At 43.2% G+C, this 16,812-nt stretch carries 5 protein-coding genes; 4 read left to right on the top strand and 1 reads right to left on the bottom strand.

Going from position 1 to position 16,812, the window contains the following annotated elements; all coding sequences use genetic code 11:
• Window positions 1-92 precede the first annotated feature (92 nt).
• On the bottom strand, window positions 93-7,778 hold the full coding sequence (locus tag ACKTT2_RS16935) for an SDR family NAD(P)-dependent oxidoreductase (protein WP_407888938.1): 7,686 nt from the start codon (window positions 7,776-7,778) through the stop codon (window positions 93-95).
• Between the two features lie 1,036 nt (window positions 7,779-8,814).
• On the opposite strand from ACKTT2_RS16935, the gene ACKTT2_RS16930 reads away from it, so the two are divergent.
• The 4 genes from ACKTT2_RS16930 to ACKTT2_RS16915 all read left to right on the top strand — a co-directional run.
• Complete coding sequence (locus ACKTT2_RS16930; protein WP_407888936.1) at window positions 8,815-10,842, top strand: ABC transporter ATP-binding protein/permease; 2,028 nt, start codon at window positions 8,815-8,817, stop codon at window positions 10,840-10,842.
• Window positions 10,843-11,869: 1,027 nt separating this feature from the next.
• Window positions 11,870-13,978, top strand: a complete 2,109-nt coding sequence (locus ACKTT2_RS16925; protein ID WP_407888934.1) for a patatin-like phospholipase family protein — start codon at window positions 11,870-11,872, stop codon at window positions 13,976-13,978.
• Between the two features lie 110 nt (window positions 13,979-14,088).
• The gene (locus ACKTT2_RS16920; RefSeq protein ID WP_407888932.1) at window positions 14,089-15,153 is read left to right on the top strand and encodes an isocitrate/isopropylmalate dehydrogenase family protein; all 1,065 of its coding nucleotides are present in this window, start codon (window positions 14,089-14,091) and stop codon (window positions 15,151-15,153) included.
• Window positions 15,154-15,162: 9 nt separating this feature from the next.
• Window positions 15,163-16,812 (top strand): aconitase/3-isopropylmalate dehydratase large subunit family protein (locus ACKTT2_RS16915; protein ID WP_407888930.1); only part of this gene is annotated, 1,650 nt, incomplete at its 3' end.

Here is a 16,812-nt window from a genome sequence, read left to right as displayed (position 1 = left end):
ACTCTCCTCTTTTACTGTCTGTTCTCTTCAATTCAGTTTCTTTTTTTGTTTCCATTACAACAAATTCTGGTCACATACTCCTCTTACGGCAATTACATAGCTCCTAGTTCTTGAGCTAACAGTTCGGCAATTTCGTCGGAGGATAGTTCTTCCAAGCTAGTTGACAGCGCTGATTTTTCATCCGCTTCTTGTAATCTTACAGTAGATTCCTGAGAAAACTGCACGGAAAGAACTTCCTGGGTTAGATAATTGACCAGTGCCTCGACAGTAGGGTAGTCAAAAGTTAAGGTTGGGGGCAAGCTGCTCTTCAAACTGATTTGCAGACAATTTCTCAATTCTACAGACGTTAGAGAATCCATTCCTAGAGAAAAAAACCCTTGCTGTAGGTTTATATGAGATGGATTTATACCCAGAACCTTGGCCACTTGCGAGCGAACATGGGCAACCAAAAGCTCGCGGCGCTGAGGAGCGATCGCTGCCTCTAATTGTTGGCGAAACTCAGCAAGGGGAACTGCTAAGTGCTCGGATATTTCTGTGAAGTCATAAAAGAAAGGCGAAATTGGTAATCGCTTCGTAAACTGCGACCAGTCAATGGGTACCACCCCTACCTGGACAAATGGCTGTGAGAACAACTGCTCCAGCACATCTAATCCCTGCTGCGGGGCTATGGTTCCCATGCCCTTCACCTCAAGTTGCTCGCCAACCTGGCGTTGTGCGGCGGCTCCTATTGTTGCCCAAGGTCCCCAGTTGATGCTCAATCCTGGTAGTCCCATTGCCCGACGATAATAAGCCAAAGCATCCAGAACAGCATTAGCTGCTGCATGGTTGGCTTGACCGGGATTGCCCAGTAGAGAAGCAACAGAAGAGAACAGCACAAAGAAGTCTAAGGGCTGGTTGTGAGTCAAAGTGTGTAAATTCCATGCTCCTTGTATCTTAGGAGCCATGACTCGTTCAAAGCGCTCCCAGTTCTGCTGCAAAAGAATCCCGTCATCCAAAACACCCACAGCGTGAACAATCCCCCGCAACGGTCTTTTGGAAAGCTCAATTTCTGCTAGCAATCGAGCAACTTGCTTTTCATCAGAAACATCTGCTTGGGCTACAACTACCTCAGCACCTGCTTGCTCTAACTCTTTTAACTGACTCCTGACCAAATCGTTAGCACCACTGCGCCCTGCCAGCACTAGATGTCGCGCTCCCTTTTCTACCATCCAGCGAGCCACGAGTAAACCCAGACCACCCAAACCGCCGGTAATTAAATAAGTATTATCTTCACGAAAAGTGAGTTGCTGTTGCGGTAGAGATGTTTCATGAAAGGTCGTGGATTTTACCACATTTGACTGCTGAGATACCACGATTTTGCCAATGTGTTTGGCTTGCTGTAAGTAGCGGAAGGCGCTGACCGCGTCTTGAATAGGGAACACCATTTGTGGTATTGGTTTAAGCTGACCTTCTCGGAATTGTTGCATCAGTTGACGCAGCATGAATTGAATTAAAGCAGGTTGCTGTTGACATACCTGTATGAGATCGACAAGAAAGTAGGAGACATCAGACCTGACCTCAGCGACTTGATTAAACTCCCAAACATCCCTCTTGCCAATTTCTAAAAAGCGACCTCGAACGCTAACAACTGATAGACTCTTAGGAATAAATTCTCCAGTCAAACAATTAAGTACAATATCTACCCCCTGACTCTTGGTGATTGCCATGACTTCATCAGCAAAATCCAGAGTGCGGGAGTTCATAACGTGTTTTACTCCCTGAGACTTAAGAAATTCCCATTTGCCAGGACTTGCTGTGCCAAACACCTCAGCCCCAGCCTGCTGGGCTAGTTGAACTGCGGCTTGACCTACCCCTCCAGTGGCTGCATGGATCAACACCCGATCTCCTGGAGATATTTTGGCAAGGTGGTGTAGCGTATAATGGGCTGTTAAGAAAGTAACTGGGATTGTAGCTGCCTCCTCAAAGCTAAGAGCTTCTGGCTTAATTGCCACTAAAGCAGCATCGACCGTTACGTACTGTTTAAAACTGCCAGGAGTTATAGCTAAGACTGCATCTCCAATCTCAAAGCCTTCTACTCCTTCTCCAATGGCTACCACCTCGCCTGCACACTCAAGCCCTAGAGAACCAGGATCGCCTGGGTACAAGTCCAATGCATTGAGAATGTCTCTAAAATTCAACCCCGTAGCGATCGCTCGAATCTCTATCTCGCCAGCACTAGGTTGACGGCGCTTAGTTGGCTGTAGTTCTAAATTCTCTAGATTTCCCCGATTTGATAGACTGAGTTGAAACGGTTGGTTGGCAGGCAGAGCGAGCCGATCTTCAACTCGTGGAGCAGTTGGGATCGGGCAACTACGTATCAGCCTCGCTACGTGACGTATACCGTCACGGAAAGCTACTTGGTCTTCTGAACCCTCTGACCAGATTTCTTCAAATAGGTTTTGTACCTGACTCCCGACTTCTTTGGGATCTAAATCCACCCGGATGCAGTTTAGTTCTGGGTGTTCCAAAGCAATAACTTTGCCCATTCCCCACAAAGAAGATTGCGCCACTCCCAAAACATTGGGATTTCGATCTGTTGCTAGCACTGCACCTTGGGTCACTAACCAGAGGGAAGGGGGTGTGGAAAATCCTGCTTTGACCAAAGCTTGGACTAAGTGCAAAGTGCTGCCACATCCTTGCTTTGAAGCCATCTCTAAATTGGCTCCTGTTAAAAGATGCTCTACCGCATCTAAGCTCCACAGATGTACTACTCCACGCAGAGGCGTTTCTGTTCCCATTGCCGCCAGCAACCGCTCAAAGTCGGCTGGGTTGTTTGGGTCTATCCTGAATCCTTCCAATAACTTTTTATACTCTTGTCCTGGGAAGACTAAGGTACAAACCTCTCCTTTAGACTGTAGTCGTAGCGCCAAATTCTGACCAATACCGCCACGATCTGCCAAAATTAGCCAACCGCTTGATTTAAATGTTGGTAGTTCTAGCTTGATATTGGTATCTGCTGCAGAGGCTACAATTACTGACTGTGGCAATAAATGAGCGAGATCGGAGCCAATGGTCGTAAGCTGTTTAAACCCATTTTCCTGCAACAATTTGCGCCACTGGTCAGCTTTAAGCAGTGGGTAGTCGGGACGTAGATCGCGATCGCTAAATTTCCACCACCCTTCTAGCAATCCAAAGATTAAGTCTATCCAGCACCGACGAGCTGTTCCCTCCAATAGCACTAGCATCCCTCCAGGAGTCAATAACTGCTGTACGTGCTGTAGAGTCTGACGCAAATCACTGGTAGCATGCAGCACATTTGCAGCCAGAATTAAATCGTACTGATGTAAATCGAATCCCTGAGTTTCTGGTGGTTTTTCGATGTCTAAAACCCGATACTCCACGAAGGGGTAGTCCCGAAATTTCTCCCGTGCCTGAGTTGCGAACAAAGTTCCGATGTCAGTATATACATATTTTGTTTGATGGGCACTTAGGTGCGGCAGAATGTAAGAGGTTGTCCCCCCAGTACCTGCTCCAATTTCGAGAATTCGCACTCCACGTTGTGCGGGCAAACGCTCTAGCAAGACGGAAATGGCTTTTTGCACCAATACGTTCATTGGTGCAAACGCTGGGGAATTTTGATATAAACTTGCTGCTGTTGTAGCATCGCCTGCTGGGAATAACAACTGTAGCGGGTCACAACTTCCTTGCAGTACTTCTGCCAGTCTTGCTCCACAACGCCCTAGCAGGGTTAGCTCGGCAATGGCTGTTGGGTATCGCTCTAACAGCATACTCCATTGCTTCTGTGGGTCTTGAATTTCAGGGACTACAGCAACTTCCCACTCTTCACCAACTTGCCGCAGCACCCCAACTTCAACTAGTATCTCTAACAGGCGGCTTAGCAATTGCTGGTGTTGGCTGACTACTCCTAACTGCTTTGCTATGAATGAAGTACTCAAGATTGCTTTGTGTTGGAACTTCCACCCTATTCGGTTGAAAGCATACAAAATATAAGCTACGCTCAAGGATTCAAGTTGAGTTAATAATTCCGGTTGTGGAATTAATTCAGCTACTTTGGGCGTGAGGCGATCGCTTATTTCAAAAGGAGTCAGTAAATAGTCCTGTGGCTCATGACGCCCAAAACGTGCTTGAGGTCGCCACTCTACCTCATAAAGCCAGTCCTGCCAAGATTTATCAGAAGTTTCTAGCAGTTCCTTGGGACTGGTTCGTTTGAAGGATAGGCCATCTACTCGAAGTACAATGGTTCCGTTTTCATCAAACAGACTTAAATCAGTTGTTAAGGTTTCTGGATCTAAATCTTTAACTGGGCGCATTTGAGCATGGCTCCACATGCTCAACTCCAGACGTCTGTAAACTTCTAAACGTTCTAAAGCGAATGGCAGATAAGTTTGCGATTTTACCGAAGCGGGGAAAGCTGCCATGCTAACTTGAAAGCAAGCATCTAGCAGCACTGGATGCAGTTGATAGTCCAAAGCCTCTGAAACTAATGCTTCAGGTATCCGAATTCGACCTAAAGTTTCTCCTTCTTGCCAAAAGAGCCGTTCAATAGCTTGGAAGCTTGTACCATAATCAATGCCCCGCTTTTGACACTGTTGGTAGTAAGCTGCTACAGATAGCTCCTGGTTACATCGCTCCCTTAATTGAGATAGGTTGACTCTTTCTAGTTTTAGCTTTTGTTCTTTCAGGACAAATTTTCCGCCAATATGCAGTTTCCAAGACTCTTCGTCTGATTCAGAATCACCAACCAAGCTGTAAATTTGGAATGCAGATACCGACTCGTGGGTAAGAATCAACTGCACAGTTTGGACTTTTTCTTCAGACAAAGTTAGTGCCTGAGATATGACGACGTCTTCTATAACCAAATTGTCGGACTTAAACGCAGTTGTCCCAGCAGTAACTGCCATTTCTAAATAAGCTGCCACTGGCAAAATGGTTTTCTGGTAGACGCAATGGTGCTTTAAAAAGGCAGGCGCATTAGAATTGAGGTAGGATTCAAACAAAATATCTTTATGGGCAGAGCATAACCGATGACCGAGTAGGGGATGAGGAGGATTTTGGATCTTAGTTGCGCGATTTTGGATTGAGGGTTTGTGGGTTGTTTCAATCCAGTACCGCTGCCCCTGAAACGGGTATGTTGGCAATGCTACCTTTAGCCGCTCATTGTCTCGGTAAAAACCAGACCAATCTATCTGCGCTCCTTCCACGTAAAGCTGAGCTAAGCTTTGGAGCATTTGCTGCCAATCTTCCTGCCCCAAAGACAAAGAAGGCAGCCATCGTCCTACTCCTTCTGGCAAGCACTTACGCCCCATTCCCAACAAGGTTGGCTTTGGTCCACATTCCACAAAAACTTCATAACCTGCACGATACAGCGCCAGAATACCCGCAGCAAACTGCACTGGCTGACAAACGTGCTGACACCAATATTCACCCGTAGCCACTTCTGCTTTTGCGAGTTCCCCAGTGACATTAGCAATTAGGTCAATTTTTGGTGGGGAGTAGATAACCTTACTCACCATCCTTGCAAACTCCGACAGCATTGGCTCCATTAAGGGAGAATGGAAGGCATGGGAAACCTGCAAAGGTGTCGCTTTGATTCCCATGGCTTCTAGCGTTGCCACCACTAAACGGACTGTCTCCCGTTTTCCAGATATGACCACACTTTCAGAACCGTTGAGGGCGGCGATAGACACGCTATGTAAATAGGGTTGAATCACTGCTTCTACTTGACGCTTTGAGGCTAACAAGGCGACCATTTCTCCATTTTGGGGTAAAGCCTGCATCAGTCGTCCCCGTGCGGCAATCAGCATAAGACCATCTTCTAGACTGAAGACCCCTGCTACAGTTGCAGCTACATATTCCCCAACACTGTGACCCATAACCGCTGCCGGTTTAATACCCCAGGACTGCCATAACTCTGCCAAGGCGTACTCGAGGGTAAATAAAACCGGCTGGGTGTAAGCTGTTTCATTTATGGGTGAGGTTTCTCCTGGTTCTGGATATAGAACTTTCAGCAAAGGCACATCCAGATAGGTACGCAAAATTTCGTCGCAGCGATTGATAGTAGCGCGGAAGGTAGGCTGCGTTTCATAAAGAGAGCGCCCCATACCGATATACTGCGAGCCCTGACCAGTGAACAAAAATGCTATTTTCGGTGGTTGCGTGCTAGATAACTGTCCGGTCACCAGTTTGAAGGTCTCCTTAGCGGTAGCAAAAGCACTCAATTGGTCGCGCAACTGTGTAGTGGATTCTGCGACAACCGCAAGACGGCAATCGAAATGCGATCGCCCCTTGTTTGCAGTGAAACAAACATCTGTAATCGATGCCACACAATCCGATGTTAGGAACACTTCATAACTATGTACCAGATCCTTAAGTTCTGCCTCACTTTTTGCTGAGAGTGTCAATAGCTGAACGGGACCCTCAACCCCCGCCGACCTATATTCTGGCGTTGGCGCTTCTTCTAGAATGACATGGGCATTAACGCCACCGAAACCAAAGGAACTTACGCCAGCTCGCCTTGGAATGATATCTTCTTCCTTTGTCTTTAACTGCTGCCAATCTTTTGTTTGTTCTACTATGTAGAATGGACTACCCTCTAATTTAATTCGAGGGTTCAGTTGCTGATAATTAGTGATTTTCGGCAATTTTTTGTGCTTCATTGCCAATAACACTTTTATTATCCCAGCGATTCCTGCCGCTGATTCCAAATGCCCAATATTTGTTTTAACTGAACCTAATCCGCAATGAGGTTCCCGAGCTGCATCCATCCCATACTGTTGATAGAGTTGTGTAAACGCCCGTTTTAGCCCATTAATTTCAATCGGATCGCCTAATGGCGTACCTGTGCCATGAGCTTCAATGTAAGAAACTGTATTAGGTGAAATATTTGCTTTCGTATATGCAGAGCGAATAACTTGTGATTGAGCATAGGCATTAGGAGAAGTTAAAGTCCGGGCTGTACCACCGTGATTAACGGCACTTCCTCTAATCACGCCATAAATATAATCTTTATCCTTAATTGCATTTTTGAGAGGTTTTAATAAGATTACCCCTGCCCCTTCACCTCGTACATAACCATCCGCTTTAGCATCAAAGGTTTTGCACTGTCCTTGTGGTGATAACATACCCAACTTGCTGAAGGAGATGTAATACGTAGGGGTACACAACACGTTGACGCCACCCACTAAGACCATCTCGCATTCATTTTCCTTGAGAGCATTGATTGCCTGATGAATTGCCACAAGTGAGCTTGAACAAGCAGTGTCTACAGCTACACTAGGTCCATGAAAATTAAAAAAATAGGAGATCCGATTCGGAATTATAGTAGTATAAGTGCCTGTTGAAAGATGTCCCTCAATATTATTTTGTTGCTTTTCCAGTAATTCTTTATAATCGAAATTACAAACTCCAACAAAAACACCTACGTGAGTTCCTGACAGTTGTGCAGGCGAATATCCGCCATCTTCTAAGCATGACCAAGCCATCTCGAGCATTAGCCTTTGTTGAGGGTCTAACAGCATAGCTTCTCGGCGTGAAATGCAAAAAAACATGGGGTCAAATTTGTCTGCACCTTCAATAAACCCACCCCATTTACTTATACTTTTATTGCTTTCTTCAGGATTTGCAGAATAAAAGTTTTCAAGATTCCATCGATTTGAGGGAATCTCCGTTATGTTATTTATTCCTTTCTCAAGATTGTCCCAAAACTGGTGATAGTCTTTTGCACCTGGAAATCGGCAGGCCATGCCGATGATGGCAACTAAATCTTTTGATTTATCCATAGGTTCCACTAACTTAATCCGTTAAATGAGCAAAAACGGCAGTAAAGCACAGCTAATCAAAGTTAATCTACTTTGTATACTGCTTTTGCATTTTAAAGGACAAACTCACAGACATCCTTGAGGTGGTGAATTTTTTTCATTGGCACTGCCTTCTGCTTTTCCTGTTCAATCTGTTTTTTCCTCCTGAATACTGTTGATGACTATCTACAAGATTCTGCAAATTAATAGCGTTGTAACAAAGGGCAACTTTACTTATCTAGTCTAGGCTTAAACCAAATAATATCAGCAACTTGTCTGTTATTAAGATTGTGTGGTCGAGAAAGCGGTCATAAGATCGCTAACTAGCTAGCCGAAGTTAATACTATTTTTGAACACTCTGATACAGGATATCAAAAATTCCATGTGATTCCAAGAGCTTAGTAGTAAATTTTATATTTAACACTTAGGATTTTGAAAGTCAATTCCATAACTAGGTGCAATACTCTACGCATTAGTCACATATTTTGTAACACAAAGAAGGGAGAGCCAGAAGGTATAAGCAGAGAAAGTTCCAGCCAAAGGAAAAAAAGAATGGACAGAGATTTTTGGCAACGAAATTTACAAATTTTACGATAAAGAGTAAAAAAAGTCAAGAAAAAGTGAAAAAAGGTAAGGAAAATTAGGAAATAAAAAATACAAGTAACACGGTTTAAACCCCTCCGAACTTCCCCAGAGCATGGGAAACGCGCCTACAGGAGTTCTCTTTGAATTTATTTATGGAGAAAAATAAACGCTCTGCAACATTATTCAATCCCACACCTTTAAGCGTGAGGTTCCCGAATTCCCTCAGCAAAGCAGCATAAATGTCTTCGCGAACTTCCAACGAAACGCATTTGTTGTATCTTAAGAAAAACAGTAGTGTTGTTCTTCCTTGTGCTGCTGTGAAAGAATCTTGTTAGGTGTTAAACTCGACTTTAATCATTTTCCAGCAAAGCGATAAGCTGGATGCCGAGTACTTTATGTATCGGACACGCTAAAACCTTTATCTGTCTAAAATATGGCAACCCAAGTTATTCGAGATCGACCCTTAACAAATACTGCTTCAGCTTTTACTCAATTTTGGGAGGATGTAAGAGCGATCGCTGGACCTTACTGGTATCCAAAAAAGCCAGGTGAAAGAGCATTCTCAGACGTGATTCGTGCATGGGGAACGCTCATTCTTTTGATATTATTAATAATCGGGCTTGTAAGTGCAACTGTTGTTAATAGTTTTGTCTATCGCCGTTTGATCGATGTCATCGTCCAAGAAAAAGATTATCCTAAGTTCATTAATACATTATTGGTTTATGTTTTCATACTTGTCTTAGTAACCCTCTTAACAGGATTTTCTAAAGATGTCAGAAAAAAAATAGCTCTTGATTGGTATCAATGGTTAAATAATCAAATTGTCAATAAATATTTGAGTAATCGTGCTTACTATACAATCAACTTTAAATCCAATATCGATAATCCAGATCAACGTCTTTCTCAAGAAATTGAACCCGTTACTAGTAATGCTCTTAGTTTTTCAGCTACTTTTCTAGAAAAAGTGTTGGAAATGATAAGTTTTTTAATAATTGTTTGGTCAATTTCTAAACAAATCGCAATTCCTCTACTTTTTTATACAATCATAGGAAATTTGATTGCTATTTATTTGACTCAAGAATTAAATAAGATTAATCAAGAGGAACTCAAATCTCAAGCTGACTACAATTATTGCCTAACTCATGTTCGAAATCATGCTGAATCGATAGCTTTTTTCCAGGGAGAAAAACAAGAGTCAAATATAATTCAGCGCCGATTTATTCATCTCCTAAAAAATACTGAACGCAAGATTAATTGGGAAAGAGGTCAGGAAATTTTTAATAGCGGGTACCGATCTGTTATCCAAATATTTCCATTTTTAGTACTCGGACCTTTGTATATGAGAGGTGAAATTGATTACGGACAAGTGGAACAAGCTGCTTTCGCTAGCTTTCTGTTTGCTACTGCTGTAGGAGAATTAATAAGTGAATTTGGGACTTCCGGACAATTTTCTAGTTACACTGAGCGTTTAGCTGAGTTTTCAGATGCGTTAGAAGCAGTGACCAAACAACCCGAAAATGTAAGTACCATTAAATCAATAGAAGAAAATCGTCTCGCTTTTGAGGATGTCACCTTACAAACGCCTGATTATAAACAGACGATCGTCGAAGATTTATCAGTGACTGTTCAAAAAGGAGAAGGTTTATTGATTGTTGGGGCTAGTGGTCGAGGTAAAAGTTCTCTATTGAGAGCGATCGCTGGTTTGTGGAATGCGGGTACTGGTCGTCTGGTGCGACCTCCTCTAGAAGAAGTCTTATTTTTGCCCCAACGTCCTTACATAATTTTGGGAACTTTACGCGAACAGTTACTCTATCCTAATACGAATCGTCAAATGACTGAGGCAGAACTCAAAGCAGTTTTGCAACAGGTTAACCTGCAAAACTTACTCAATCGAGTCGATGGCTTTGATACAGAAGTTCCTTGGGAGAATATATTATCGTTAGGAGAACAACAGCGCCTTGCTTTCGCACGACTATTAGTTACCCGTCCTAGCTTCACTATATTAGATGAAGCAACGAGTGCTTTGGATTTGAACAATGAAGGGAATTTATATCAACAGTTACAAGCAACTCAAACAACTTTTATCAGTGTTGGACATCGAGAAAGTTTGTTTAATTATCATCAATGGGTTTTGGAACTTTCACCTGATTCTGGTTGGCAACTTTTGACCGTGCAGGATTATCGGTTGCAAAAAGCAAAAGAAATTGTCACTAATCCCCCCAACAATGCTCGAATTAAAATAGATGATTTTTCCAATAATGAATTCCAAACTCAACCAGAAATAGGGGTAGTAACAGGTACAATAGAAGGACTGTCTCATAAAGAAATGCAGGCATTAACAGACTATTCACTTAGTACTGTTAGAAGCAAAGCTAGCCAAGATAAGTCTATTACTACCAAAGATGGCTCTACCTACCGCTATAATAAAGACCCGAAGGTGTTAAAATGGCTAAAAATTTAGCACTATATTTTCAACAAACTGCGATTCTTGCTCAGCTATTGCAAATATAAATTATCAATTTCACAAGTGCCTTCCCCTAGCAATAAGCAATTATTAATTGTGAGATTGTTTATTGCTTATTCTTCTGGGTTTTTCACTTACGGCTACGGGACATCCTGCTGTTATGTCTTTAGCACGCTGCGCTGCTAAACAGGGAGCTTAAAGCCGCAAAGCCTCAATTTACTGTATTGTAGCAATTCTCACATTCGTGAGGTACAGAATATTGAATTAACCGCCAATGAACGCAGATGGACGCAGATAAATTTGTACCTCTGTAGACTAAGAAATGCTATACATTTTGTAATATAGTTTGGTTTATTTCCACCTAGTTACTTAAATGTTTTAATTATTCACTTAATTATCTTAACTGTCCTAACTGTCCTAACTATCTTAACTGTCCGCGAACCTATCCCACGTCTTGCACTCGGAAATAGAAATGTTAAATACGTAACTACGTGCAAGAAGCATTATTTCTTCGCTTTTATGTAAAAAAAGACACTATAATTTGCGGAAAGATAAGTTCAAGCTCAGTTTCTGCTGCTTCTGCCCGCTCGGATCGGTAGACTGAAAACTTTAGAGTTAACCTGAGTTCAACGAAGTCAAAACAGACCTCACTTCAAAACCGCTATAGATGTTGCCCTCTTTTAAAACAAGGAGAGGGAGGGAGTGAGTGTGAGGTCTGTCGAACTCACGTTTAGAGTTAAGTATTTTTAATGATTTTTATCAGTAATTTATCGCGTACAACTGTATTATTATTTACAGTAAAATTTTAGAGTTCCAATGCTAATTCTATTAGACGTAAGATATTTAGTTATCTTATCTTATCTGCTATTGCATTTTCTTGATAAACTTGATACCTTGATGCTGACAAGCTTATTGGGAAGTTTAGGCTCAAATTTATTTGAGTTATGGTAAACAAGTTTTAACTTACTTTCGTCAGATTTCTACCAGTACGTAAGTTCTAGTATTATTGGGAGATGAAAATGTTGTGACAAACAAGGTATATACCCAATCGGTTCTGACATTTGATGGTCAAGATGATTACGTAGATTTTGGCAAAAATGATATTGGTGGTATTTTTGCTGAGGGGAGTTCTGCCTTTACAATTTCAGGATGGGTGAATCCGCATCAGCTTACAAGCAAAGCCAGTACCTATGGGACGCGCAATGTTTTTTTTGCCCGATCTTCAGATAGGTACAGTGATAATTTTGAGTTCGGCATCAGTGAGTCAGGAAATCTCGATGTATACATTGATGAGAAGCTCGACAACGTTCTCAAAACCTTTGGCAATGGAGAACTAACGATCGGACAATGGCACTTCTTTGCAATTGTCTTTCATCAAGGTCAACTCACCATATATCTTGATGAGCATGAGTATACAGGCTCGTTGAGAGGTGCCTCATTAAACAAAGCGACGAGTTCTGTAACTTTGGGCGCGACTTTACACAACAACATATATTTTACAGGTCAAATAGCTAACATAAGTGTCTGGAATTACGCTTGTTCGCCGGCGGAAATCCAAAGGCAACGGTATGAGCCTTTAGTTGGAAATGAAGAAGGATTAGTCGCTTACTGGAGATTAAACGAAGGAGAAGGAACAACTGTCCGAGACCAAACGGCAAATGCCCATGATGGCAAGTTGCGTGGCAATCCCACGTGGGATTTAGCAGAACTGCCGACTTTTGGCGAAGCGTCAAGCCAAGAGCCGACCGCACAATCATCCCATGAGGACGAAACACAAAATGAGACAGCAACTGGTGTAGAGGAAAACCCTCCTTTAACAGAAACTGGGGTACGGGAGGAAGATTCCCCGACTCAAGAGACAACGGTTTTAGTCCTACCGGTAGCTAGGGATGAGGGTCAACCAAAAGCAAGAAAAGAGACAAGGAAAAAATCTGCTCGCAACCAAACATCTCCCCCCCAGCCACAAGCAAGGGAAATCGAAATAGACCAAACAAGTCAAAGCGAAGTCCCAGACAATATCCCACAGCAGGAGCGATCGCAAATATTCACTCAGGAGCAATCGCAAGAAGCTATGAATCCAACAGCCAAGGGCAAATATAAAATACTAGCTATCGATGGAGGTGGTATTCGGAGTATTATCCCAGCACTGATACTAGCAGAAATTGAAAAGCGGACGCAAAAGCAGATATTTAGTTTGTTTGATTTAATTGCAGGCACTTCCACCGGAGGAGTTCTCGCACTCGGACTGACTAAACCCCGATTAAATTTAGAGCCATCCGATAGCACGCCAGTCGCTCAATATACTGCAGAGGATCTGGTAAAATTCTTTGTTGAGTATGGACCGTCCATGTTTTACGAGCCATTATGGGAAAAAATACTCGGACCGATAGAAGATGTATTTATCCAGCCAAAATATGCGGCGGATAGCAGAGAGGAAATTTTCCGGGAATATTTTGGAGATGCACCTCTAGAGGGGAATCTCAAAGAAGTGTTCGTAACTAGCTACGATATCGAGCAGCGAATTCCCATATTATTTACAAACAAAATTGAAAAACAACAGACAGAATCGAAAAGGTTTCGCAAGTTATGTGTCGGCTTTACTCTTACAGATGCAGCCATGGCAACAAGTGCGATTCCAACTTATTTTCCTCCCTATCGCGTTGCCAGTTCCCAGAATCCTAGCGGGTTCTATACTTTAGTGGATGGTGGATTAATTGCTAATAATCCCACAAATTTAGCAATTATGGAAGCGAAAATGAGCAGACAAGACACAAAACCAGTGGAGACGGACGATCTGTTGGTAGTTTCCTTGGGAACGGGTTCCCTGACGAGTGTCTATACCTATGACGAAGTCAAAAATTGGGGGCTGTTGCAATGGGGACAACCGCTTTTAAATATTGTGTTTGATGGTGGTAGTGAAGTGGTAGCCGGAGAATTAGAACGTTGGTTTGAGGCAAGTCAAAAAGACCTCAAAGGTTCTTATTATCGGTTTCAAACATTCCTCACAGGCGAGTTGGAACTCGTAGATAATGTCAAGTTGGAAAACATTCGTCAGCTACAAGCCTTAGCCCACCAACTTATTGCAGCACAAAGTCAACAAATTGATGAGTTGTGTAATATTTTGTTAAGCTGAAGGCGATCGCGATAAGCCGGGTACGGCTTGCGCTTCGCGAACGCAAAAATAAATCGGCAGTTCGTCGATTAGGTACAGCCCAGCTGTATAAAGCGTATAGTGATAGAACAATGGGGTCTTTAAACAAACCGTGTTATCGGATTGTCGCCATTCCAGGGGAAGGAATTGGACCAGAAGTTGTAGAAGCTTCCTTAAAAATTCTGCAACGTGTTGCTCAACTGGAAGGATTTACCTTGCTCTTAGACTATGGTTGGCTCGGATCTGCCGCCTTAGAACAATTTGGGAGTGGCTTCCCTCAAGCCACCGCCCAACTTTGTGAAGGAGCTGATGGGATTGTATTTGGTGCGATAAGCCAAGGGGGACTGCTAGAACTGCGAAAGCATTTCGATTTTTTTTGCAATCTTCGTCCAATTCGGATCGTTAACAGTCTGTTGCATAAATCTAGTCTCCGACCAGAGAAAGTTCAAGGACTCGATATGCTGATCGTTCGAGAACTAGTGAGTGGGATTTATTTTGGTCTAGCTGGACGAGCTTCAGACGAGCGGGGAGCTTATGGCTACCATACTATGCGCTATTACGATGAAGAAATTCGGCGAATTGCTCGCAAAGCTTTACAGCAAGCCCAACAGCGACGAGGATTACTCACCGTAGCCCACAAAGAAAACGCCTTACCCCACTTACCCTGGACTCGCCTGGTGCAAGAAGAAGCTACACAGTTTCCAGGCGTTATTGTCGAGTCAATGCTGGTGGACAACTTAGCCATGCAAATGGTTCTGAATCCCCAGAGATTTGATGTGATTTTGGCAGGCAATATGTTTGGTGATATTCTGAGCGATATTGGAGGTGCCTTGGTTGGCTCCATTGGCTTATTAGGATCGGCTAGTCTGAACGCTGATGGATTTGGGTTGTACGAAGCAATTCACGGTACAGCCCCTGACATTGCAGGTAAGGGCATTGCTAATCCTCTTGGAACCCTAGGAGCCTGTATTTTAATGCTTCAGCAATGGGGGGAAACGCGAGCAGCTCAACGGATTATTGCAGCGCAAGACCGAATTTTAGCCAAAGGATATCGGACAGCCGATCTATCTCCTCAAGGGGAAGAAATTTTTGTCAACACGGAAATCCTAGTTGAGCTTTTGCTGGAAGAGCTTTCCACCGTACACATTCTGAATTAGGAGTCCTTCATGAGTCCTGTAAATAAGGTTTTATACTTAGGAGATGATATCAATACTGATGATATTATTCCCGCCAATCGAGGAACGACAGACGATCCCGATTATTTAAAACAGTATGCTTTAGAACATCTTATTGGAGTCGGGGAACTCCTAAAATATAATATCATTGAAGCCGGGGAAAATTTCGGGTGTGGTTCTAGTCGAGAAATTGCCCCCATTGCCCTCAAAGCTGCTGGAATTGAGAAGGTTCGAGCGCGATCGTTCGCCGAAATTTTTTATCGCAATAGCATTAATATTGGACTGTCCCTAGAAATTCTAGGGGAAAAACAGGAGAATCCAGTAGTGGATGCGATCGCAGCCGCAGGGGGACTGATGTCTTTTAATCAGATGCGTCGTCAGGGGAAAATGACGATTCCTCCGAGCCTGACTCCTACTCGACCCATGACTTTAGTTGAAAAACTATTGGCTAAAGCTTCCGGTAATCCCTACGTCCAACCAGGAGAAGTAGTTTTTGCCTCTGTCGATTTAGCCTTATCCCATGATGCAGTGGCTTCCTCTGTAGCCAAGACATTTTACAAACACTATGGAGAAGGAGCAAAATTGTGGGATTCTCAACGGGTGGTTTTGGTAGCAGATCACTTTATTCAAGTCAATGACATCCGTCCTGACAAAAAAGCCCATCTCATGTACGAACAGATGGTTCAGTTTGCCAAAGACCAAGGATGCCACTTATTTGATATAATTTCGCCAGGTGAAGCAGCAGGTATCTGCCACGTTTTACTACCAGAAAAAGGATTTGTTCGACCGGGAATGGTAATTGCCGGTACAGATTCTCATACCTGCACTTATGGAGCATTGGGAGCCTTTTCCACGGGCGTAGGCACAACAGATATGGCGAACATTTATGCTATGGGGGATATGTGGATTCGTGTTCCCCAAACCCTAGTGTTCGAGTTGTCTGGAACCCTACCTCACCAAATCAGCGCCAAAGATATTATCCTGTTTATTCTGGGGCAAATCGGTTGCGCTGGAGCTACTAGTAAGGTAATGGAGTTTAGAGGACCGATTCTTGCACAACTACCCTTTGATGAACGGTTAACTCTAGCCAATATGGCTGTTGAATGCGGTGCAATATGTGGATTGATTGTTCCTGATGACACGACCCGAAATTATGTGAGAAGCCGAACTTCACAAGAATTTGAAGAAATTATTGCCGATCCTGATGCTGAATATGAAAGACTGTATCAATTTGACCTCAGTCATCTAGAACCGCAAGTCGCCCGCCCCCCGAAACCGGATCGGGTAGTACCTGTTAGTCAGTTAGAAGACATTCTCATTACCAAAGCTTTTATTGGCTCTTGCACGGGAGGAAAACTCTACGATCTGGCTCAGGCTGCGGAAGTTTTAAAGGGTCGCCAACTAGCAGACGGAGTTAACTTGTTTATTGTACCTGCTTCCGTAGAGATTCGAGAACAAGCTGAAGCATTAGGCTATCTTGAGATTTTTGAACAAGCAGGAGCGCAAATTCTCAAGTCAGGTTGTGGGGCTTGTATCAATTCTGGACTTGGGGTTTTGGCAAAAGAAGAAACGGGGGTTTATGCAACCAATCGCAATTTTAAAGGACGCAGTGGCGATCCAACGGGCAAAAACTATTTGGCT

The sequence above is a fragment of the Scytonema hankhaensis NUACC26 genome (genome assembly GCF_045865695.1).
Taxonomy (GTDB): Bacteria; Cyanobacteriota; Cyanobacteriia; order Cyanobacteriales; family Nostocaceae; genus Scytonema.
The sequence above is the reverse complement of the archived record's forward strand: the minus strand, read 5'-3'. Positions and strand labels throughout refer to the sequence as shown.

Coding starts and splice junctions, on each gene's coding strand:
- ACKTT2_RS16930 (WP_407888936.1), top strand. CDS start 8,815: ATGGCAACCCAAGTTATTCGAGATCGACCCTTAACAAATACTGCTTCA.
- ACKTT2_RS16920 (WP_407888932.1), top strand. CDS start 14,089: ATGGGGTCTTTAAACAAACCGTGTTATCGGATTGTCGCCATTCCAGGG.
- ACKTT2_RS16935 (WP_407888938.1), bottom strand. CDS start 7,778: ATGGATAAATCAAAAGATTTAGTTGCCATCATCGGCATGGCCTGCCGA.